The following is a 21652-nucleotide window of genomic DNA, read 5'->3' as shown; positions in this document are numbered from 1 at the left end:
ATAATTTTGGCCAGAATATTCAAACGGTTTATCCCCGTACTTACGGGGAACACTGTCCATGGTGACAGCATGTCTCCGGTAATCCCGGTTTATCCCCGTACTTACGGGGAACACTTTTCAGCAACACGGATGAATTAATACAATGGCGGTTTATCCCCGTACTTACGGGGAACACAGCCTAAAAACTGTGCATGTACAGGTTGTTAGCGGTTTATCCCCGTACTTACGGGGAACACTGTGGACTAATTGTTTCTTTGATCAGAATTTGCGGTTTATCTCCGTACTTACGGGGAACACCGAATTTCCTCTTCAAGAGGCATCAAGACCTGCGGTTTATCCCCGTACTTACGGGGAACACTGTCTGAGTCATGTTTAGCTCATATCTACGCGCGGTTTATCCCCGTACTTACGGGGAACACCGCCTTATTGATCGCACCACCCTGCCGTAAATCGGTTTATCCCCGTACTTACGGGGAACACTCCTTCTTCTGGCTGTGCCTTCCCTAACACCCCGGTTTATCCCCGTACTTACGGGGAACACAGTGTCACTCTCAAAATCGTTCTCGCGTTCCACGGTTTATCCCCGTACTTACGGGGAACACTCCGTCATGCTGACAATATCCTGCGAGGCGTACGGTTTATCCCCGTACTTACGGGGAACACTCCTGTTACTGACTGCCAAACATGCATCTCTACGGTTTATCCCCGTACTTACGGGGAACACATACCATGATCGACCTTATCCCGCCAATGCGCCGGTTTATCCCCGTACTTACGGGGAACACTCCTGTTACTGACTGCCAAACATGCATCTCTACGGTTTATCCCCGTACTTACGGGGAACACTCTTTGGGTAGGTTGCTGAGCAGAATTGTTGGCGGTTTATCCCCGTACTTACGGGGAACACTGACCCAATTGACTCAACAGGGCAGGAATGACCGGTTTATCCCCGTACTTACGGGGAACACGTTTTATAGACTGGAATGCCGATCAGTTCGGTCGGTTTATCCCCGTACTTACGGGGAACACGAGGCAAGCAAGGTAGCCATGCAAGCAATTTTCGGTTTATCCCCGTACTTACGGGGAACACTTTTTTATCAGCTGATCACCATCATCAAATCCCGGTTTATCCCCGTACTTACGGGGAACACTGATGGCTACGCCACATAGCAATTAAATCACACGGTTTATCCCCGTACTTACGGGGAACACGAGGATCGGTACACTCTCCGGTCAGAATTCGACGGTTTATCCCCGTACTTACGGGGAACACACGTGCCGGACTTCCCAGACCGGGTAAAAGCTCGGTTTATCCCCGTACTTACGGGGAACACTCTAAATATAGCCATCTGTTTTATAAATACTTTTTAGAGATAGAAAATTCTACCATTTTTCTAGCTTATAAAATAGACAAATTTATCCTTCTATTTTTCCTGCCAATCTTCTATAAATTTGAACAAATTTTATCCTGATTTTTTTAACACTCATTCATTGAGTCTTTGTGATCTCATCTAATAAGTGTTCCCCATAATTACAGGGATAACGTTAACCTCTTACACATAAGAACACATAAAAATAACTACTCATTAAACAAAATAACCACATACCAGAGAAGTTTTATCAATAATGTCGTTATAGTGATTTATTTTGGTTTAGTCAGTAGGTAAATAGAAGTAAAAAATTTTCTATAGTTTATATTATTTTAATCAACTGAAATATACCGAAAATAAAAAATTAACATTTGGAATTATCATTATATTAAATGATTAGTTTTATTAAGATATGAGGAAGAGAAAACGCATTTAATTTGGTGGTAAAACGAACGAATATTCTGAATTTTGCGATATGCGATCGACAAGCATAATTCGTTAATGCTTGTCAAAAACACCTATGATAACCTACGCGGCTTTCCATCCTCAATTGTTTGCAAAACAAACAATTAACTGTCAAAAATAGGAAGCGAGTTTATTTATGAACTTAACTAACACCAGCAAATTGTTAGCCGCTACTCTGTGTCTTGCAACCTCGTACAGCTATGCTGATGGTGATCGCCCACTTTTCTCATTGACCATGTCAGAATCTGGCGTTGCGAAAACGAATAGTGATGGTAGCTTATCCCACTCTGCCAAATCTGAATCTCGTATTCTACCAATTTGGGGTGACGCTGCACGAGCAAAAGGCTACGACCTGCCTGAGCCGTTTGGTGCTAGTTACAGTTATATGAATATGCGGCAAAATGTTGTGGTAGATAGCATTAAATTCAAATTCACTAACCCGAATTTTCATCTTTGGGAAAAGGGTATTACTGTTAATGCAGGCGATACTCGGGAGAAAAGCGAAACTCATATGCTTAAACTGGATTCCTGGGTGTTGCCTTTCCTAAATGTCTACGGTGTCTATGGAAAAACCAAAGGCAAATCTAAAACGAATTTGGACAGTGTTTTCGTGTTTGAAGATCATGACACCTATAGAAACATTCCGTTTGAACTGAACTTCAAAGGAAAAACTTTTGGTGGTGGTGCAACCCTCGCTGGTGGTTACAATCAATTTTTTGCCACATTAGATGCTAACTATACTCGCACAAATCTGGATATTTTAGATGGAGATATTAGTGCGTTAGTTATCACCCCACGGGTTGGTTACGAATTTGTTTTTTCACCTTTAATAGCTGGACAAGGAAATACTAAGGTTCAAGTCTGGGTAGGTGCTATGTATCAGGATATTACTCAACGCTTTAAAGGCGATGTTAGTGGGCTCGATTTACCACCACAGCTTTCATTATTTGAGTATATTAAGCCTATGACAGACATCAAATTCGACGTCGAACAACATCTTGCCCATAAATGGAACAATACCGTTGGTGCCCGCGTCGAAATCACCCGTAATTTCAATATCCTGTCAGAAGTCGGTTTCGGCAACCGAAACAGTTTCTTTATTTCCGGTGAGTTCCGTTTTTAATGTTTGGCCTCGTAACACCCAAAAGGCTGGTTGCTTCCAGCCTGCTTATTTTTACTGTTTCGTCAGCACACGCTGATATCTTGCCTGATCGGCAAAAAATTGATGGTTGGTTAAACGAATTAGGGGGCAGCAACCATTTTGATGCCCGCAAAAAAATCGACTGGGGCGTATTGCCCGGCCCTTTTTATACCCCTGAAATGGGAATGGGAATTGGTGTCGCCGTAGTCGGTTTGTATCGCCCTGATAGCTCAGACCATATCAGCCAGACTTCCTCACTGGGGCTTAGCGGTTTTGGTTCCTCTACTGGCGCATTTGGCCTGAATTTTACCAATTACAATTTTCTTGCCAGCGACCAATGGCGGTTATTTGTTTCCGGTACGCTGAATAACATCCCGACTTACTATTGGGGCAAAGGCTATAGCGCCGGTAAAAATAACGGTAATAAAGAGAAATACCACTCTCAGGAATTTGATATTCGTCCCCGCTTCCTCTATCGCGTCACTGACGCCACTTATATGGGATTAGGCTGGCATTTCTCATCCGTCAATGCCAGTAATCCAGATAGTGGTGCAAAACGGTATTTTGATCAGTCCGTTGGTGGCCGTTCTGTGATGAGTTCTGGTGTAAGTGCCTACTTCAGTTATGATACACGGGATTTTTTGCCCAATGCTCGGCACGGGCAGGCGTTTGAGATCATTTATACCTATTTTTCCCCAGAGTTGGGAGGCGATCACCGTTTCCATACCACACAGTTTCAGTTCTCGAACTATCACCCGTTATCTGAAAAGACAGTACTGGCTTTTGATAATTATGCCCGTTTCAGCGCAGGTGATGTGCCGTGGAACCAGTTATCGCTGCTCGGCAATGGTCAGAGAATGCGCGGATATTATGAAGGTCGTTATCGTGACAATAATATCTTTGCGACACAACTGGAGTTAAGGCACAAGCTTGACTGGCGTCATGGTGTGGTCGGCTGGATAGGAGCCGGGGCATTAGGAGATACGCCTTCCAAATTAGGAACCAAACACTGGCTGCCTTCCGTGGGTATTGGTTATCGTTTCGAGTTTAAGCCACGTATGAATGTCAGATTAGATTTTGGTGTCGGTAAGGACAGTACAGGGTTCTACTTTCAGGTTGGGGAAGCGTTTTGAGATTGTTAATGACACTGTGCCTCAGTTTTTTGTTGATGGCATGCCAAGGTAACTCCCAACCTGTTGAGCCTGTAAAACCTGTTCTCACCAGCGATACCGATGAACAATCACAGGAAGATTGGCCGGCATTAGCGCCAATTAAACCACCGGAAGGCTTGAGAGCCTGCTGTGTTTTTGGTTACAACCTTAAAGCCCAACTGTGGAATATTCCCATTCCTTTTTACGACATCGACAATATAGTTGAAGCCGAACAATTGGGTGAGCATCACTATAATGACAGTGTTATCGGTGCCAGTGCTGCGTTGTTAGGCGTAAGCAATGAAAAGGTTGGCCTGCTCTATACACATAAAGGCGGATTTATTGATATTTCCCATGTCAGGGATACCGCAGACTATACACTCTATTTGTTCAGCCAGATTTATGCCCATCTTGGACAAGAACGGGAATTAACTCTGGATAATGAACTTGCGGCGCGTAAAATCCACTTTTTTGCTTTTACGCCGCCAGAAGATCCCGCTGAACGTTATACCTTGAGCGCCTATTTAGCTGCCAAACTTGCTTTTCAACTCGCAGCCTGGCATGAAATCGCGCAATGGTATGGCTATCAATCCGTTCCGGGATTTTCAGAAAGCATTTCGGCTTTTTCTCCGGAAGATCTCTATTCGAATCTGTTAGGCGCACGATTGGCACTAACGCTGATTCTGGAAGGCCATGCTTCCTCTGTGGCTCAGTTTTCAACCTCAATGGCAAGTATCTTGCCGACGACCCTGCATGAACTGGGCGCTTATCCCAAGTCAGGCACAAAAGAGATGTTTGATAGCGTAGATGGCTTATGGTGGAACAGCTATCAACGCGTTCCTGAGAAGTTTTTAGTGCTGCACCGCAATTATGATACCCACGATAATCGCTATCCACTCATGCCTTCGGGTAAAGAAAACTTTGCGTTACGTCTCTCTTTACCTGAGTATTATCAGCATCTTTCGTTGGATAAACTGGCTGAATTTCAATTATGGCCAACCAATGAGATGAAAAACCTGCCTGCCCCAAAACAATATTGGACAGTGAAAGAGTTTAAAATGCTGGCGGAAAATGCCCAGCGTGAAGATAAACGGCAATTGTTGATTAAATGATAAATCGCGGTTTATCCCCGTACTTACGGGGAACACTTGCGACCGAATTTCAGCGTATTGTTGAATAACGGTTTATCCCCGCACTTACGGGGAACACTAATACGGAATTAAAAGCTAACATACTGACATCGGTTTATCCCCGTACTTACGGGGAACACTAAAGAGCGTTACAGCTATACTGCTATTTGTCCGGTTTATCCCCGTACTTACGGGGAACACAAGCGATTGGCGACCAATTGCCACTGTTGCGCCGGTTTATCCCCGTACTTACGGGGAACACCCTAAATATAACAATATATTTTTGAACAACTTTATCAGAGACGGAAATTCTACCATTTTGTATGGCCTTTTAACCCCTCTAAATTAATCCTCAGCAATCGGTTTAAATTTCACTAAACGCAGGCCATCAAAATCTATCGGTTCCCTTCTGTTTTCCCCCATAGTCTGAAAATCAAATCCAGATTCAGTATTCGTTTGCCAAGCCATAACGGCATTGCCATCTTCGGTGAGTTCAGTAACTTGTTCCCAAATCATCTCCCTAATCTTATGAGAAATATCTCCGACATAAACCCCGGCTCGTATCTCCAGTAACCAAATGGCTAAACGTCCCCGTAATCGTGGAGGAACGGCTTCCGTTACAACAACCGTCATACTCATAGTTATTGGCTCCTGTGCCCAATGTCACCAATGGATATCGGTTCGGGAATAGCGGGAGGTTGTGCATCAGCAGGAGGGGATGGTGGAGATATTTCGCCCGCGGCAAGGACTTCTTCAATTAATGGAATAAGACGTTTCAGAATTCTGTCTGTTCTGAATTTCTCGCGACAGGCAATTCTGACTTGCCTGTCAGGCGCGATGCTATTCGACGCAGCAACTTTAAAAGCAATGGGGACGACAGTGTCAAACTTCAAAATATCCGCAATATCATAAACAAAGGATAAGGGTTTGCCTGTATGTAAAAAACCAATGGCCGGAGCATAGCCAGCCGCCAGAATTGCGGCTTCGGTTACGCCATACAGACAAGAAGTGGCTGCGCTGATACAGCGATTGATGAGGTCGCCTTTATCCCAATCCGTATGATCGTAGTTGCGCCCGTTCCACTTTACACCATATTGTTTTGCCAATATTTGATAGATTTTCCTGACCCTGGCTCCCTCAATTCCTCTGAGCTGTTCAACATTCCGCTTTTGGGGAGCCGGTTCACCGAAGCGCAATTCAAACATTTTGCGGACGACTTTTAGCCGTAAATCTTCATCCAGCGCCAATTTTGCCTGATAAAGTAATCGGTCTGAACGAGCACCGCCCGGCTGTCCGACGGAATAGAGCCTGACCCCCGCCTCTCCTACCCAAATGAGTAACGTCCCGGTTGTTGAGGCCAGTTTCACTGCGGCATGGCTGATGCGGGTGCCCGGCTCCAGCATAATGCAGGCGATGGAGCCGACAGGAATATGTATGCGTTCACCGTTGACTTCATCGATCACAACGAACGCATTATCTTTGACGTCAATACGCCCCATTCCGATAAAGATCATTGAGTTTCTGTCTTTGATGGGAATGGGTTTTAATGGAATGAATGCCATGACTATACCTTTACGTTACAGTGCCCTTATCAGCATTAACCCACACCCAAACGATTTTGCCCTACCAAACCCTTTCCGGTATTGCTCCAGAAAAAGCGTGCTATCTGACAAGGTGAGTACGCCCTGAAAATCCACGCTGGAAAATTCCACTTTCTGGCCTGACGCTTTAAAGCTGCGATGTTGGGTATAGCGCTCAATATCTGGCGGAAAATCAAACCGGATACCCCATCGGTCAAGCCGTTCCTCAGCCTGTATCCAGTTTTGGGCGGCTTGTGTCATCAAGGCTTCTATCTCATCAGCGCCGATACCAGCATCTTGTGCCTGACGCTTGGCGTGCATCAAAACATCATGGCGGCGCTGTCTGCCTGAGTCTTTTTTCGTGATGCAGACAGTGGGATTAACACGGAGTTTGAACGCCAGTTTTTGCCCGTTATGTAACTTAGGCACAAAAGGTTTGGTCTGAATCTGGAAGCGCGGTGAATGGGTTATCGGTGTGGTCGTGGATAACACCAAAAACTCCGGCCTGCCGCTCAAATTCGTTTCTTCCCTGAAAAGGAAATTGCGTTCTTCCTGCTCTGTAAACAGTTGCCACAACAGTTGGTGGGAAGCATAAACATCATTTTTTGTCCGTCGCGACGGCGGTTGTATATGAGAAACAGAAGGTCGCAAAGTGACTTTAGACAGATACATTTGTTTCCTCCATTTTTGTCCCCTTCATTACTGATACCTGATGTATTATGCGTTGTGTAAATTGCCAGCGGCTGCGTGATAGCGGCTCATCCCAGAGCTGATGAGTCAGTATTGTGGTATCAGGAACTTCGATCTCGTTTTTATCTCCCTCCCAGAAGTAGCTCACCACATCGTGATAACCCAACCAATAGCGGTCAGCTTTCTCTGATTGGGTTAAGGGAGGAAAGGGAGTATCAAGCGCGGATTTTAATGACGGATATTCTGCCAGTAGCGGCATCATGGGAAGAGCCAGCGGGCAGGATTTTCTCCCAAGACTGAGCGTAAAGACGGGTTTCTTCAGTGCATCTTGCAAGTTGGAAAGTGTGAGAGTGGCCTGCTCAGTCAATGAAATGGCGATAATCCACATACCGTCGGTGCGATAATCTCGTGAAGACAGTACTGTGTTTAATTTAGATTTATCATTTAACTCACTTTTGCGGGTCAGGTGCGTCTGTTTTTTCTCTTGAGAGGGAACCTGGGCTGTATGGTAATCCCGCATTAATGAACCGGAAATGCTCTGTTTGATGGCGATTCTGACACTTTGCTGCAACGCTGCAAGTTGGGTTTCATTATCTCGTCGGATACCCAGCGCAGCACCTAATAGCCCTAAAATAGCTGAACGGGTGGGATAAATGCCTGTTGGCCGGCTTTCACCGACCGCCTCCACACCCCAACTGGCAAGTACACCGTATAAGCGAAAGACCAGGTAATTCTTCATATTGGCCCCTTTCTTACTCAGTGACGAACTGAACCAGCTCAGTAAAACGACCTTCACCCGTGACAGCATTGATGCTATAGCGGGTGTCAGCGCAAGCGCCATAAACGTTATCGAAGTTATCCTTCTGTTCTTCCAATGCCGTGATAGCATCGGTTGCCTGATCTTCACCATAAATAGGCTTTAAAAACGCAACAGAAAGGGAACGAGGCTGATACTCTCCCTTTTCCGCCAACACATAACTGGCATAAGCGCGCGAGCCGAAACTGTTTTGTTTGCCGGATGGCGCAACTTTAACGGCGGCTTCTGTCAGGGCGGCAATCGCTTTATTCGCCAGCGCTTCATTGCCCGCCAGATTTTCTATTAATAAAGATTTGTTGATGCAGATATAGCTGTAGAACAGGGCAGCCCCAAAGCCCGCTTCGCCAATATGTGCTGAACCGGAATTACTTTTACCATCATTGAGATCATCGACAGCAGTAAAATAGTCATCTTCTACGGTGACACTGTGAACGCTGATAGCATGGGCAACCTGACAGGCGGCTTCCATACTGTAGGCAGGGCTGGACGCCAGCATGCGGCCAAACATTGCAATATCCACAGCGATTTTTTCTTTGCTCAGTAGCATCAACTCTTCTTTGGTTGGCGCGTGATTTTCGGTGATGAGTTTATCGGCCAGTGCAAAGGTCGCTTCTTTTTCTGTCGGGCTGATATGAGCCAGTTGTTCGATTTCCAGAGGTTCATCTTTTTTATTTTTGCCGAACACCTCAGCGATAGCGGTAGCCCATTCAACCGCTTGCTTCTCCTTAACGCCCCCATTAAGCAAGCGTTGATACACCTGATATCCAAAACGTTTGGTGCGAAAACCAAGATGGTCTGCGAGGGCAGCCTGAAACAGATCAGAAACTCGCCAGTGGCGCTTCAAACTCTGGGAACTAATTCTTAATCTCTCCGCTCCCCCCATTCTGGCCGTTTTCGGGCGTCCAAGATCGTCGCGGTTCAGGTTGGCAGGCGGGTAGGAAGTTAACAGATGTAGCTGAATAAACTGGCTCATTTAAAATTCCTTATAGATGAAAAGAGATTCTGGATGAAAAGTCATTTGGGTGATTTAGCGGCTTTTTATTTCGCGGCCTTGTAGTAATCCATTGCCCATCGCACACTAAGGCGTTTGTTGGCCCGATACGGTCTTAACTGGTGGTGTTCCTCCATCCACTGTTCAATATCATTGGCGAGAGATAGCACGGAAACCTGACCGTTGAGTTGTTGCAGAATACGCCGCAAACGCATAATGAATTCATCGGGGGTTTTGGCGGCCTGCAATTGAGCGAAACGGAGTGCACTGACAACGGATTTGTCATTTTCTGTTTTTGTGCCTGCGGCAGTTGCCAGATTGGTGGTGGTATTCACTTTTACATACACCAGAGTGACGGCAATCATTGCCCATATTGTTATGTTTTTTTGTTCATTTTCTTCGCTAATGCTTTTTTCGGGGTCCTTTTCAAGCAAACTGAACCAGAGTGCCCGAAAACCCTCAGTTAACGTTACATCATCAATATCCTGACAACGCTTGAGTTGTGCTTTGTAGAGTGTAGGCGCAGGGGGGATCTTTTTTTCTTTCAATTCTGAGGCTGATAAGAACATGCTTTCCCACCAACGCATTAAGCGACTTTTGCTTAGATTATTCATTGATAACCTCCTTTTTCTTATTCTTGGATGATTGGGTTTCTATATCGTGTTCTGCCATAAATGATTTGATATCTTTAGAACCCATCAGCCACTTGGTCAGAATTTGCCGCGCCTCGATTTTCTTAGGCAGGTTTTTGGGGGAGATATCTTCTGACAGCACGAACTCATCAAAGAGATCAAAGCAGGTATTTTTGAGCTGATGGAGCCAGGTTTCGGCCTCTTTGGTGGATAAAGCAGACGCTTTGTGCTGGCTTCTGATAATTTGTTGCGCAGCTTTAAAGAAGGTAGCTTGGGTGCGTTGATAGAAAATGGCATCAATAAACGACATATCGCCTTTTATTTCATTCGGGCGATTGAACCACGCGCTTTTGATTTGGGTACGACACTGAGTCAGTGCATAGAGTGAGAGATTTTGTAGTGTTTTGACTCGCCGGAAAATAGCGTCTTTCTTTTCAATCGGCATGGAAAACAAAGGCAACGTGGTGGAATACCAACCGCGGGCCTTCATATTGTCCATATCATAGCCAAAAACCCATAACCGTGGGGTGGAACTCTGTTTATCCGCAAAATAATCATTGAGCTGGTTAAAATGGTCAACCACCTGTGCGGCTTGTTGTCCATTTCCATCATCGGAAAAAGTCAGGCTATCCCAGATCTTATAAGTGATGCCACCGGGTTGCCCTTTGATAGAAAGACGCTCTTCATTCGGTTTTTTCGGGTTCCATCGATAGGGTGTTAAGGGATGATTCCATGTGCCGGCATAATTGTTGCCATAGTTTTGAGTGCGATAACCCGAAATGGATTGCTCAGTTGCCAGTCCCGTTAATTGGCAAGTGGCGGGTTTATTCTCTACTTCCAGACGAATCCGCCGTGGCATCGCCCAATACATATGCAGTTCATGCACATTATGCGCGTAGATTTCTGTACCTTTTTCTTGGCTGGCACGGGTTTTACCTAGCCACGGAAAAACATCTGAGCTATTGAGATCAGGGTCAGGATAGCGCCAATGATCCCGATTAATGACATTGAGCCAGAGCTTTTGCCATAGTGAAGCATCCAATTCCTGTGGTTGAATCAAAGTCGTCAGTGGGCCACCACCCCGTAATCCAACACGATACCCGACACCGCCGGCAGGGGCATTAATCTGTAAAGTGAAGAGGGCAATGGCGGCTATTTCAGGGGAAATCACTTCACATTGACCGCGTTTAATAAAATGGTCAGTATTGAGCCTGAGTGTATTTGCCCCCGGTGCTTCGATCAGTAACCCTGAAATCTCCGTTGATTTTGCGCCATCCAGAGAATCAAAATCCTGCATAAACAGCGGGCCATTGCCTGTCAGATTGAAGGCATGTTCCACCCGATTAAAAGCGGTTTGCAAATCTGCCTGTGTCGGGGCTTTTTCATAACAGTCATGCCATTCGTATTTATCTTCGGGAGCAAAAACCGTTTGCAGTAAGCCTATCGCCAGTTGATAAGCGGCTCCCTGAAAATCAGCCCGCGGCAGGGCGAAATCGACAACGGCGGGATCGCAGATTGCCGCCAGCGGCAGTTTTTCCTCTCTGCCATTTCTCATTCTAAAAGTCAGCCATGTATCTTTAACGAGGTTCATTACGCCTCCTGCTTAGGGGGTTCATAAAAACCCATGTTGGGATCGTAAGTAAAATTAGGATCAATCTCCGGCAGCCAGATTTGCAGGTATTTGGCGGACTTAAATCGGTTCTGTAACTGCTCCACCGCCTGAGAAAGCGATTCTGGTATGGGTTGCAACTTATCGGCATATTTATTTTTGGAGAGTTTGATCGTGCTGAGTTGAACGGGGAACTTTTCATCTTCTATCCACGGTATTAATTCTCCTGCTTCGGTTAGTTTAACGAGCAGTACGTTCACCGTTTCGATGTCGCTAAACCGGGTACTGATATCTCTGTCATCGTCATACCAGCCGCCTGCACTGCGTTTACTGTATTCATAGCGTTGCCATTGCAGAGCTTGTGATCGTGCGATGGCGTCTTTGCTCCGCCCTTCCGCGATTGCTTCATCATCCTTGTATTTGAGTGCTGCTGGGATTTGCTCATCAGCATCTTCACCGTAAACCGATTCAATCAACGTTCGTGCTTCGGCAGGCATACGAATAGCCCCTAAGCGCAGTAGTTCACGCAAGCCAAGCCATAAGCGCCCGGCTGAACGATAAACATATTGGGTATTGCGGAAATCTTTGCTCAGCCAATCGGCTTCGGGGTGATCGTCCCATTCTGGTGCGTGGAAATATAATTCAGGGGCTGTGCGACTGTCGGTAATACCTTTCTGATATTCGCCTTGTGTATTGCGGGTATGACGATGCAGGCGGCCAGCTCGTTGAATCAGGTCGTCGATTGGGCAGATATCTGAGATCATCACATCCGTATCGGCATCAAGACTTTCCTGAAAAACCTGTGTTGTAATCAGGATCTTCCCTTGTCGATCCTCCCGATTGCTTTTTTGACCCAATGTCCCCAGTACACGGTTTTCTATTATTTTTCGGTCATACAAAATAAAGCGGCTGTGAAATAGCGAACAATTTTCCGGTGTGTCCATTTGTGATGTGATGAGTTGGAACGCATGGAGTGCATCGTCCACGGAGTTGCGAACCCAAACCACACATTGCCCATTTTTAGCGGCATTAAGGGCGATTTTTACGCATTCATCCAGATGGTTCACTGTTTTTATTGCGACGGTACGGCAGACATCGGGCCGACTGCGCAATGGTGTTTCAATAATGGGATTTTCTGGATCTAATGTGACTTGTGTTGCCAGTGGAAAAGCGGTTTCCTGCAACTTTTGTGAAGGTATTCCGCTGGCAGGTAACCAGATATCCACCAACCGTTGGCGCTGTTTTAAGGAAAGAGTGGCGGTCAGCAATATCACAGAACCCCCTTGATGCAGGTGCAGGCTTAACAGACTTTCCAGCAGCGCAAACATGTATTCATCCGCGGCATGGACTTCATCAAAGATCAATACCTTACGGTTTAGTCCAATGAGCCGAAGTGACTGGTATTTTCTCGGCAGAACCGCAAGTAATGCCTGATCGATAGTCCCTACGCCCACCGATGCCAATAACGCCCTTTTGTTGGAGTCTGCCAGCCATTGATGGCACTGTGCTGTCGCGGTGATATCGTCTCTGGTGTAATCACTGTCGTTGTGCTCAGAAGTCAGGATGATGTCACGGAAATTATCATTCATTTCACTTGCGCCATGGGCAAGAACGAGGCTGGGCAGTTTGCCATTTTGGGCTTTGAACATACGGGGGTAATGTTCGGCGATTCGGCTAAACATGGCATTGGAGGTTGCCATGGTTGGCAGGCCAAAATAGAAACCGTCCGCAGCACCGGTTTGCATTAAACGATGAGTCAGGGCAAGAGCGGCTTCTGTTTTTCCTGCTCCCGTTACATCTTCCAGAATAAAAAGTTGTGGGGAATCATCAATCGGGACTTCCTCAGCCCATTTTTGTAGTGGGGTGGGAGGGAACTGATAATATTCCTGGATAGAGGTATACGGAGATATCAGAGGGGTATTCAGGATATTAATGTCATTCAGGACAATTTGAGCCTGTTTTTGAGTAAATTGCCAATATTTTTCCAGTGGAAAGGCTTTGGTTTGATAACGAAAATGATAACAATCGGAGCCTATCCAGTCAGCCAATACCACAATACCGGCAAGTTGCCAGCTTACTTGTTTCAGTTTTTGTTGCCACTCTTTTGACAACAGTTTTTCCAGTGGCACACGAGGTTGAAAAAGTTTAAGCAGATCATGGGTAAATGCCGTTGCATCGACAATATTTTGATGTTCAGTAAAATCGACAATATCCTTCCAACGACCCCCATCAATGGGTTTACCGTGATGGCCGAGCATACACTGCATTAAAATCATCAACGCATCTTGAGCACGGTCTTTTTCTCTGGGTTGCAGGTTGTCATTTCCTACCAACGCAACCAGAACCTCACCCTGAATTTTTTTCCAGAAAAATAACCCGAGCCGATCATGCCGGAAATGTCGGGAATCGTAGGGTCTATACTGATCAGGCTTAATGAGGTCAGTACTTTCCTGAGAATATAATTGCTGAAATGCAGAGGCAAATTTACCGATATCGTGTAGTACCAGAAAAAATGAAAATAGATTCTGTAATGATGCTGGTGATAATTCCAAAAACTCAGCAAGATCTTGCGTGAGCTTTTTTGGGGGGGCCAATAATAATTGGCCTACAGCGGCAACATCCAGACAGTGATAAGCGAGAAGATGGTAGTCTTCGTCAGAATAGGGGTTTTTTCTAGCTTTGCCCCAATATCGCGTGAGGTAGCCAAAAGTAGTTATTAGCTCGGGCATGTTTTTTCACGGTGAAATAAAATAATAACCGTGCTCCATTAATGAATTGTTATTGATCTTCGTTGTTTCCGATATATTGACTGAAACGAAGTAAATAACCATCTGGATCTTGGGCAAGAAACTCTCTCTGACAGACTTGAGTATCGCCTATATTGTAATAGTTATCTTTCAGTGGGCGAAAAAGTGTGATTCCATTAGTTTCCAGACTGGCCAAAATTGGTGTGATATCGTCGACTTCAATTTGCAAATTAATACCACGCCCTAAAGGCTTGCTGAGTTTTCCGGTATTCCAGCCTCTGTCATGAAATGCTTCTAGCATTAATTGTGCCTTGCCTAAGCTTAAATAAACAAAGTCAGGATCTTCTCGCTGAATTAATATTTCGAAGCCTAATATTCTCTGATAGAAATTAAGCGAAACAGGAAAATCAGTCACAGTCAGTTCTGGTACCATGCGATTCCAGTATGTTGTTTCTGTTGTGGTGTTAGTGCTCAAAGGGTTTTCCTGTGTTAAAAATAGCGTTCTAATTAAAAAGATAGTTAAAAATTTCTATTTAATGACTGATTTTGATAGGTTACCCCATATTCTATCGTGCTGGCACTAGGATTTTTTATTATGTGGAATAATGATCACAGATCGTATGTGGACAGATGATGATGAGAATCCTATAGTTATATTGTTTTGGTGTCTCTATTTATAGTCATAGTCACTCGTAATAAACCTTGAATGTTTTTATCTGATAGAGTTTTTTCTTTATAAGCTAAAGCTTGTTCTAGTTTTCTAATTTTTTGTGGGTATTTTTTTATTATTGAAAGTAATGCGTCTTCTAGCCATCGATTCAGAGTATTCCTAGAGATCCCTTCTGATTCAACCAGGGAAGAAATGTTGATATTAAGTAATAGCATTTTTTCCTGAATAGTGCGTTTTTGTTTGCCTGAATAGCGTTTCATTGTTAACCTCGTATGAAAAAATTTGCTAGTTACTCTAATGTTAGTTAGTTTTTTTCATTTTTCAAATTTTTAAAATTTGAAAAATGAAAAAAACTACTTCTAAAAAATATTTTCTTAGTAGAGACATCTATCATCAGTATTTATCCCCGTATTTACGGGGAACGACAAAATAATAAAAATGAAAATAACAACGGTTTATCCCCGTACTTACGGGGAACATGTTCACATTACAAGAGCAGATGCGTTCCAATTTTACTCATTTTTCTTTGGTCAAAAAAGTATAGGTGCTATTACTGGCTATGCTTTCTTTTTTGTATCTTGCTTTGTTATGTCTGGATTGGCTTTTCTATCTTGTTATCAAATTTACAGAAGATAGGTAAAAAAATAGAAGGAAGAATTCGGCTGCTTTTTATCCTAAAAAAATGGTAGAATTTTTATTCTTTAAAAAGTGTTTATAAAACAGTTGGATAAACTTAGTGTTCCCCGTAAGCACGGGGATAAACCGTAACCATTACCCCACTATACATGTGTATAATGGGGTAATGGGTTATCATTTCAGAGTGGTATTATTAAATTAATTATTACCTTATGCGGTTGCTTGCAAGTTTATACACTTCGTTCCGCTCGCGTTTGCCAACTGCAACCACGGCAATAATTAATTTGTCTTCAATCACTTGATAAACCAATCTAAAGCCGAAAGCTCTTAATTTTATTTTGTAGCAATCCGGCATTCCGTTTAATTTTGCGGAAGGGATGTGTGGGTTTTCACAACATTTTTTCAATTTTTTAGCGAATTGTCTTTGAATAGTGCTATCCAGTCGATTCCATTCTTTTTGAGCATCTTCCCTAAATTTAACCTTATAATTCATAAATATTGATCCAAATCTACATCAACTAAGGACTGATTCTCCCGCTCTTTCACTATCTTAGCTAATTCCTGATCATCAAGAGCTTCTAACATTTTTTCGTACAGCTCCGCAGGAACACAATAAAATGCGGGTTGATTTCTATTCAGTATAGCGACCGGATAACCTTCCCCTGCGCTGACAGTTGCCATAGGGTTTTTCTTTAATTCACTGATGCTGGCAGTGATGTCACTCAAAATGATATTAGCCATAATTCCTCACTAAAAGACCTGTTAATAGGTCTTAATTTTAAGTCACAAGAAACCTGTTAACAAGTCTTTTGTGACCAATTTATTTCCGTGATTATGGGGGAAGCATCTACATAACAAGAGCAAATACTGTATTTGGGCGCAAACCCGTTTCCCCCGTAAGTACGGGAAACAAGTGCTCGAATTAAATTTTCTCAACAACCAAATTTTTTCATTGCGTAAAAAAGCCAATAGAAATAAAAACCGTCCACGATAAAACGATATTTAATAACTTTTGATTTTTAACATGAAATAACAAGAATGAGTAATGTTAACCATCGCCCAGTCTCACTCATTAAGTAAATAGACAAATCATCACCATTACGGTTTATCCCCGTACCTACGGGGAACACAGTTCATCCCAGAAGATCGATACAAGTATCAGCGGTTTATCCCCGTACCTACGGGGAACACAAAAACAGAGAAGCACTCACTAAACGTATTTCCGGTTTATCCCCGTATCTACGGGGAACACAGACTAATGCAGACAATATAAAACGCGGGTTTCGGTTTATCCCCGTATCTACGGGGAACACTGCAACTCAACAGGGTGGTGAAAAATTGAATGCGGTTTATCCCCGTATCTACGGGGAACACTCAGATTTAGGGCATTGCAGAAATGAAAAAAAACGGTTTATCCCCGTATCTACGGGGAACACCGCCTTGTATTTACTGGTGCTGGTGGTACTGGCGGTTTATCCCCGTATCTACGGGGAACACATATAACATATGTAACTAACTATAAGGCATAGCGGTTTATCCCCGTATCTACGGGGAACACATATAACATATGTAACTAACTATAAGGCATAGCGGTTTATCCCCGTATCTACGGGGAACATAATCAGCAAACTGTCCCACACAGTGACAGCAACGGTTTATCCCCGTATCTACGGGGAACACACAAAAGAAGGGCTGATTGATAAAGCAAAGTTCGGTTTATCCCCGTATCTACGGGGAACACTGACGATTAGTACCACATAATCTTTTGCAATTCGGTTTATCCCCGTATCTACGGGGAACACTTTTTAATGACTAATAAGAATGTAGCAAACGGCGGTTTATCCCCGTATCTACGGGGAACACGGGCTTCTTCGCTCAATGGTGTATACGGGTTACGGTTTATCCCCGTATCTACGGGGAACACTGTATAATGGTGTATTATGATACTAAAATAATCGGTTTATCCCCGTATCTACGGGGAACACCTAAATCGGGCTATCAGAAATTCCCCGGCGGGCGGTTTATCCCCGTATCTACGGGGAACACGATTTCGAGCCCCATTTTTAGTCCTGTATTCCCGGTTTATCCCCGTATCTACGGGGAACACTGCAGCAATTTAATTAGTACATGAAATCATTGCGGTTTATCCCCGTATCTACGGGGAACACATCGTCAGGGTAAAAATGCGATGGCATGGTGACGGTTTATCCCCGTATCTACGGGGAACACACTCACTCGCCTGACAATATTATTGTCACTCACGGTTTATCCCCGTATCTACGGGGAACACCATAGAGAACAATATAGCTCTTCGCTGGCCCTCGGTTTATCCCCGTATCTACGGGGAACACAAGCATTGGTAAGACCCCTAGTCGTTACAACCCGGTTTATCCCCGTATCTACGGGGAACACCCTAATTATACCCATATGTTTTATAAGCATTTTTTAGGGTGGAAAAATTCTACCACTTTTTTCGCCTATAAATCAGTCCAATTTTCCCTTTCATTTTTCCTTATTTACCATTTGTAATGCAGCTCGCATTTTATCCATATTCTTAATTGTTGCTTATCAAATTATGAGACTCCCATCGCAGCAATCACAAAATAACCTGTTAGCCTTAACTTAAATGAGAGCGCTCTCATTTAAGTTAAAGTGAAATAGATTTGAGCGAAATAATAACGAGATAACAATAAAGAGAACAAAATCATGAAAACCATTCTATTGTGTTGTGCAGCGGGGATGTCTACCAGCATGTTGGTGCAGCGTATGCAGTCGGAAGCCGAAAAACGGCAGTTGGATGTGGCTATCAAGGCCGTGCCGGCGCTGGAGCTGGAAGCGTGCATTCATGAAGCCGATGTGATTTTACTTGGGCCGCAAATTCGGTATGAGCTTGCCCGTTTTACTGCGCTGGCTGAGCCAGCCGGTAAACCCATCAGTTTGATTGATATGTTGGACTATGGCGCGCTTCGGGGTGACAAGGTGTTGGATCATGCCTTAAGCCTGCTGGAATAAACTTTATGAATATTTATGCTTCAATGACACGCATTGTAGAAAGCCATATCGCGCCCATTGCAGGCAAAATCGGTAGTCAGCGGCATATTATTGCGATACGTGATGGTTTTATCTCAGCAATGCCTTTCCTGATTATCGGCAGTATTATGTTGATCGTGGCAAATCCGCCTTTTGATGCGCAAACTTCATCTTCTTTTGGTCAGGCTTGGTTAACATTCGCCAAAACCCATTGGGCAACCATTACAATGCCTTTCTTTATGACGATGGGCTTGATGAGTATTTTTGTCTCCATTGGCACGGCCTATAGTCTGGCGAAGTCTTATGGGTTGGATGGGTTGACTTCTGCTTTGCTGTCTTTGATGGCGTTTTTGCTGGCAGCAGCGCCACAGGTTGAAAATAAAATGCCGCTCGATTTTCTGGGCGGGGCAGGGGTATTTACTGCGCTGATCTGTGCAATTTGGTCGGTAGAGTTGATTCGATTACTTAAGAAATACAATATCGCCATCCGTATGCCTTCTCAGGTTCCACCCGCCATTGCCCGATCTTTTGAACTGTTGTATCCCGTTATTGGTATTCTGTTGACGGTTTATCCCATCAGTTTGTTGTTACAAAGTGAGTTTAATCTGTTGTTGCCCGCGGCAGTCATGCAGGTATTCCAGCCACTGATTGCTGTCGGGGATACGTTGCCCGCGGTGATGTTGTTAGTGCTGGTCGCTAATTTGCTATGGTTCGCGGGCATTCATGGCGACAATATTGTCACCGGGCTGCTTAATCCGATCTTTATGACCAATATTGCTGCTAATGCCGCGTTGATGACTCAGGGAATGGCAACCACGCAGATTTTAACCGCGCCTTATTGGTCTTTTTATGTCTGTATCGGTGGTTCAGGTTCAACTTTGGTATTAGCGTTTCTTTATCTACGCAGCCGCTCAATTCATCTGAAAACTATTGGCAAATTGAGCGTTGTGCCAGCCATGTTCAATATTAATGAGCCGCTGCTGTTTGGTTCTCCGGTTGTGATGAATCCCACTTTATTGATCCCACTGCTGATTGTGCCGCTGGTGAACGCGGTGCTGGCCTATGGCGCACTGCATCTGGATTTAGTGCAAAAGATGATTGCCATTGCTCCGTGGACTGCGCCAGCCCCGATTGGTGCGCTGATTTCTGCTGCCTGGGATTATCGTGCGATTGTGCTGGTCGGGGTGTTGATGGTGATCGATTTGCTGATTTGGTATCCCTTCTTCAAGGTGTATGAAAAACAGCTTTTGGCACAAGAGCAGCAAGCAAAAGATTTCGCTGAGGCAACGCCATAACTTCAGGAGGAGCGATGCGTGTCTATTAATTTGGAACAACAGGATTTTGAGCAGCAAATTATCGAGTTATTGGTTCATGCCGGCAGTGCGCGCAGTAGTGCATTAATGGCGTTGCAGCAGGCGAAGGAAGGAAACTTTCAACAAGCCGGGGTGTTGATGGAGGAGTCCCGGCAGGAGACTCGCGCAGCTCATATTATCCAGACAAAACTGATTGGACTGGATGAAGGGTGCGGAAAATTACCCATCAATTTGATCACGGTTCATGCCCAGGATCATTTGATGAACGCGATGGTGATTCAAGATCTTGCTGACAACATGATCGATCTTTATCAGCGCTTGCCAGTTCCCGATCGTCAGACGGTATAAAAAGAGGTTCATATGAAACCGATCAAAATTGCAGTGATTGGCGGTGGCAGTAGTTACACACCAGAATTGGTGGAAGGAATTATTCAACGCAGGCAAATGATCCCACTGTTTGAACTGGCATTGGTGGATGTGGAAGCCGGGCGGCAGAAGGTGGAGATCATTGCAGGATTGACACGCCGTATGCTGGATCGCCACGGTTTGCAGCACGTTGCAGTCAGTGTGCATTATTCGCTGGATAAGGCGATCAGCGGGGCCAGTTTTGTTCTCACTCAACTGCGGGTTGGTCAGCTTTCTGCCCGTGCTGCTGATGAGCGTCTGGGGTTGAAATATGGCCTGCTTGGGCAAGAAACAACGGGTGTTGGTGGATTTGCCAAGGCATTGCGCACCATTCCTGTTTTGTTGGAGATTGCACGTAAAGTCGAACATCTTGCACCGGATGCGTGGATCATCAATTTTACTAATCCGGCGGGAATGGTGACAGAAGCGGTGTCGCGCTATAGCAAAGCCAGGATCATCGGGTTGTGCAATGTGCCGATCTCCATGCACCATATGATCGCCAATATGTTGCAGCATCCTTATCAGGACGTGCAGTTACGTTTCGCGGGCCTTAACCATATGGTCTGGGTGCATCAGGTATTGGTGAAAGGGAAAGATGAAACAGAGCGAGTGCTGGAGTTGCTGTGTAGCGGTGCAGAATTGACGATGAACAATATCAAGGAAGAACCTTGGCCGCCGGAGTTTTTACGGGCGTTGGGGGCGATCCCGTGTCCTTATCACCGTTATTTTTATCAGACTGGCAAAATGTTGCAGGAAGAAAAGGAAGCGGCAGCCAGCAAGGGCACACGGGCGGAGCAAGTCATTCAGGTAGAGCGGGAGTTATTCGGGTTGTACGCTGATCCAACGCTGGATCACAAACCGGAGCAATTAAGTTTCCGCGGGGGATCTTTCTATTCTGAAGTTGCATTGGAATTGATCTCTGCAATCCACAATAATCTCGGGACACCGTTGGTTGTGAATACGGTGAATCGTGGTGCCATTAACGGCCTGCCGGATGATGCGGTGGTTGAAACCAACTGTGTTGTTGATGCCCAAGGAGCACACCCTCTGGTATTTGGTCAGTTGCCGGATAGTATGCTGGCGCTGACACAGCAAATAAAAACCTTTGAGCGTTTGACGATTGAAGCCGCGGTTCATGGTGATCGCAAGGCCGCTCTGTTGGCGTTGGTGACGCATCCCTTGATTGCAGATGTTGCATTGGATTCATCATTATTGAATGAAGTATTGGATATCAATCGCATGTATTTGCCACAGTTCCAATAGAACAGGCATTAA

General features: G+C 44.8%; 19 protein-coding genes and 3 CRISPR repeat arrays (1 of these 22 only partly in view). Of the genes, 7 read left to right on the top strand and 12 right to left on the bottom strand.

Going from position 1 to position 21652, the window contains the following annotated elements; translation table 11 throughout:
• Positions 1 to 1334: a CRISPR direct-repeat array (repeat unit 29 nt; unit sequence CGGTTTATCCCCGTACTTACGGGGAACAC) (it extends 159 nt beyond the left edge of the window).
• A 637-nt stretch (positions 1335 to 1971) separates the two neighbouring features.
• From Xmir_RS00355 to Xmir_RS00345, 3 genes are read left to right on the top strand one after another with little or no spacing between them, the layout of a single operon-like run.
• Positions 1972 to 2958 (top strand): hypothetical protein, encoded by a 987-nt coding sequence (locus Xmir_RS00355; protein ID WP_099112526.1) that lies wholly within the window; start codon positions 1972 to 1974, stop codon positions 2956 to 2958.
• Complete coding sequence (locus Xmir_RS00350) at positions 2958 to 4109, top strand: BamA/TamA family outer membrane protein (RefSeq protein WP_099112525.1); 1152 nt, start codon at positions 2958 to 2960, stop codon at positions 4107 to 4109. Before Xmir_RS00355 ends, Xmir_RS00350 begins: the two co-directional genes overlap by 1 nt.
• 8 nt (positions 4110 to 4117) lie before the next feature.
• Positions 4118 to 5239, top strand: a complete 1122-nt coding sequence (locus tag Xmir_RS00345) for a DUF4056 domain-containing protein (protein WP_099112524.1) — start codon at positions 4118 to 4120, stop codon at positions 5237 to 5239.
• A 7-nt stretch (positions 5240 to 5246) separates the two neighbouring features.
• Positions 5247 to 5519: a CRISPR direct-repeat array (repeat unit 29 nt; unit sequence CGGTTTATCCCCGTACTTACGGGGAACAC).
• 83 nt (positions 5520 to 5602) lie between these two features.
• Here the strand turns inward: Xmir_RS00345 and cas2e are convergent.
• From cas2e to Xmir_RS00285, 12 genes are all read right to left on the bottom strand, one after another.
• Positions 5603 to 5896, bottom strand: a complete 294-nt coding sequence (gene cas2e / locus Xmir_RS00340; RefSeq protein WP_099112523.1) for a type I-E CRISPR-associated endoribonuclease Cas2e — start codon at positions 5894 to 5896, stop codon at positions 5603 to 5605.
• Between the two features lie 2 nt (positions 5897 to 5898).
• The gene (cas1e, locus tag Xmir_RS00335) at positions 5899 to 6819 is read right to left on the bottom strand and encodes a type I-E CRISPR-associated endonuclease Cas1e (RefSeq protein ID WP_099112522.1); all 921 of its coding nucleotides are present in this window, start codon (positions 6817 to 6819) and stop codon (positions 5899 to 5901) included.
• 15 nt (positions 6820 to 6834) lie between these two features.
• On the bottom strand, positions 6835 to 7509 hold the full coding sequence (gene cas6e / locus Xmir_RS00330) for a type I-E CRISPR-associated protein Cas6/Cse3/CasE (RefSeq protein ID WP_099112521.1): 675 nt from the start codon (positions 7507 to 7509) through the stop codon (positions 6835 to 6837).
• Entirely contained in the window at positions 7496 to 8266 is a 771-nt protein-coding gene (gene cas5e, locus Xmir_RS00325) for a type I-E CRISPR-associated protein Cas5/CasD (RefSeq protein ID WP_099112520.1), read from the bottom strand. The genes cas6e and cas5e overlap by 14 nt, the downstream gene beginning before the upstream one ends.
• 13 nt (positions 8267 to 8279) lie before the next feature.
• A complete protein-coding gene (gene cas7e / locus Xmir_RS00320) occupies positions 8280 to 9317 on the bottom strand; it encodes a type I-E CRISPR-associated protein Cas7/Cse4/CasC (RefSeq protein ID WP_099112519.1) in 1038 nt (345 codons plus the stop codon).
• Between the two features lie 65 nt (positions 9318 to 9382).
• Positions 9383 to 9949: a type I-E CRISPR-associated protein Cse2/CasB gene (gene casB / locus Xmir_RS00315; protein ID WP_099112518.1), complete on the bottom strand. Its 567-nt coding sequence runs from the start codon at positions 9947 to 9949 to the stop codon at positions 9383 to 9385.
• The gene (gene casA / locus Xmir_RS00310) at positions 9942 to 11558 is read right to left on the bottom strand and encodes a type I-E CRISPR-associated protein Cse1/CasA (RefSeq protein WP_099112517.1); all 1617 of its coding nucleotides are present in this window, start codon (positions 11556 to 11558) and stop codon (positions 9942 to 9944) included. The genes casB and casA overlap by 8 nt, the downstream gene beginning before the upstream one ends.
• Complete coding sequence (locus tag Xmir_RS00305; protein WP_099112516.1) at positions 11558 to 14305, bottom strand: CRISPR-associated helicase/endonuclease Cas3; 2748 nt, start codon at positions 14303 to 14305, stop codon at positions 11558 to 11560. Before Xmir_RS00305 ends, casA begins: the two co-directional genes overlap by 1 nt.
• Positions 14306 to 14354: 49 nt before the next feature.
• Entirely contained in the window at positions 14355 to 14756 is a 402-nt protein-coding gene (locus Xmir_RS00300) for a bleomycin resistance protein (RefSeq protein ID WP_099112515.1), read from the bottom strand.
• Between the two features lie 218 nt (positions 14757 to 14974).
• The gene (locus Xmir_RS00295) at positions 14975 to 15253 is read right to left on the bottom strand and encodes a hypothetical protein (RefSeq protein ID WP_099112514.1); all 279 of its coding nucleotides are present in this window, start codon (positions 15251 to 15253) and stop codon (positions 14975 to 14977) included.
• 581 nt (positions 15254 to 15834) lie between these two features.
• The gene (locus tag Xmir_RS00290) at positions 15835 to 16122 is read right to left on the bottom strand and encodes a type II toxin-antitoxin system RelE family toxin (protein WP_099112513.1); all 288 of its coding nucleotides are present in this window, start codon (positions 16120 to 16122) and stop codon (positions 15835 to 15837) included.
• Positions 16119 to 16370: a type II toxin-antitoxin system Phd/YefM family antitoxin gene (locus tag Xmir_RS00285; RefSeq protein WP_099112512.1), complete on the bottom strand. Its 252-nt coding sequence runs from the start codon at positions 16368 to 16370 to the stop codon at positions 16119 to 16121. The genes Xmir_RS00290 and Xmir_RS00285 overlap by 4 nt, the downstream gene beginning before the upstream one ends.
• 360 nt (positions 16371 to 16730) lie before the next feature.
• Positions 16731 to 18041: a CRISPR direct-repeat array (repeat unit 29 nt; unit sequence CGGTTTATCCCCGTATCTACGGGGAACAC).
• 294 nt (positions 18042 to 18335) lie between these two features.
• Between Xmir_RS00285 and Xmir_RS00280 the strand changes: the two genes are divergently transcribed.
• The 4 genes from Xmir_RS00280 to Xmir_RS00265 are packed head-to-tail and all read left to right on the top strand — an operon-like array spanning position 18336 to position 21640.
• Positions 18336 to 18641: a PTS sugar transporter subunit IIB gene (locus Xmir_RS00280; protein ID WP_099112511.1), complete on the top strand. Its 306-nt coding sequence runs from the start codon at positions 18336 to 18338 to the stop codon at positions 18639 to 18641.
• 5 nt (positions 18642 to 18646) lie between these two features.
• Entirely contained in the window at positions 18647 to 19954 is a 1308-nt protein-coding gene (locus tag Xmir_RS00275) for a PTS sugar transporter subunit IIC (protein ID WP_099112510.1), read from the top strand.
• 18 nt (positions 19955 to 19972) lie between these two features.
• Positions 19973 to 20320 carry a PTS lactose/cellobiose transporter subunit IIA gene (locus tag Xmir_RS00270; RefSeq protein WP_099112509.1) on the top strand — a complete coding sequence of 116 codons (348 nt, stop codon included), beginning with the start codon at positions 19973 to 19975 and terminating at the stop codon, positions 20318 to 20320.
• 12 nt (positions 20321 to 20332) lie between these two features.
• A complete protein-coding gene (locus tag Xmir_RS00265) occupies positions 20333 to 21640 on the top strand; it encodes a 6-phospho-beta-glucosidase (protein ID WP_099112508.1) in 1308 nt (435 codons plus the stop codon).
• The last annotated feature ends 12 nt before the right edge of the window (positions 21641 to 21652 follow it).

It is taken from the genome of Xenorhabdus miraniensis (assembly GCF_002632615.1).
This window is presented reverse-complemented; position numbering and strand designations above follow the sequence as displayed.

Excerpts from the sequence above, each read along its gene's own strand:
- Xmir_RS00355 (WP_099112526.1), top strand. The coding sequence starts at position 1,972 with ATGAACTTAACTAACACCAGCAAATTGTTAGCCGCTACTCTGTGTCTT.
- Xmir_RS00350 (WP_099112525.1), top strand. The coding sequence starts at position 2,958 with ATGTTTGGCCTCGTAACACCCAAAAGGCTGGTTGCTTCCAGCCTGCTT.
- Xmir_RS00345 (WP_099112524.1), top strand. The coding sequence starts at position 4,118 with ATGACACTGTGCCTCAGTTTTTTGTTGATGGCATGCCAAGGTAACTCC.
- cas2e (WP_099112523.1), bottom strand. The coding sequence starts at position 5,896 with ATGAGTATGACGGTTGTTGTAACGGAAGCCGTTCCTCCACGATTACGG.
- cas1e (WP_099112522.1), bottom strand. The coding sequence starts at position 6,819 with ATGGCATTCATTCCATTAAAACCCATTCCCATCAAAGACAGAAACTCA.
- cas6e (WP_099112521.1), bottom strand. The coding sequence starts at position 7,509 with ATGTATCTGTCTAAAGTCACTTTGCGACCTTCTGTTTCTCATATACAA.
- cas5e (WP_099112520.1), bottom strand. The coding sequence starts at position 8,266 with ATGAAGAATTACCTGGTCTTTCGCTTATACGGTGTACTTGCCAGTTGG.
- cas7e (WP_099112519.1), bottom strand. The coding sequence starts at position 9,317 with ATGAGCCAGTTTATTCAGCTACATCTGTTAACTTCCTACCCGCCTGCC.
- casB (WP_099112518.1), bottom strand. The coding sequence starts at position 9,949 with ATGAATAATCTAAGCAAAAGTCGCTTAATGCGTTGGTGGGAAAGCATG.
- casA (WP_099112517.1), bottom strand. The coding sequence starts at position 11,558 with ATGAACCTCGTTAAAGATACATGGCTGACTTTTAGAATGAGAAATGGC.
- Xmir_RS00305 (WP_099112516.1), bottom strand. The coding sequence starts at position 14,305 with ATGCCCGAGCTAATAACTACTTTTGGCTACCTCACGCGATATTGGGGC.
- Xmir_RS00300 (WP_099112515.1), bottom strand. The coding sequence starts at position 14,756 with ATGGTACCAGAACTGACTGTGACTGATTTTCCTGTTTCGCTTAATTTC.
- Xmir_RS00295 (WP_099112514.1), bottom strand. The coding sequence starts at position 15,253 with ATGAAACGCTATTCAGGCAAACAAAAACGCACTATTCAGGAAAAAATG.
- Xmir_RS00290 (WP_099112513.1), bottom strand. The coding sequence starts at position 16,122 with ATGAATTATAAGGTTAAATTTAGGGAAGATGCTCAAAAAGAATGGAAT.
- Xmir_RS00285 (WP_099112512.1), bottom strand. The coding sequence starts at position 16,370 with ATGGCTAATATCATTTTGAGTGACATCACTGCCAGCATCAGTGAATTA.
- Xmir_RS00280 (WP_099112511.1), top strand. The coding sequence starts at position 18,336 with ATGAAAACCATTCTATTGTGTTGTGCAGCGGGGATGTCTACCAGCATG.
- Xmir_RS00275 (WP_099112510.1), top strand. The coding sequence starts at position 18,647 with ATGAATATTTATGCTTCAATGACACGCATTGTAGAAAGCCATATCGCG.
- Xmir_RS00265 (WP_099112508.1), top strand. The coding sequence starts at position 20,333 with ATGAAACCGATCAAAATTGCAGTGATTGGCGGTGGCAGTAGTTACACA.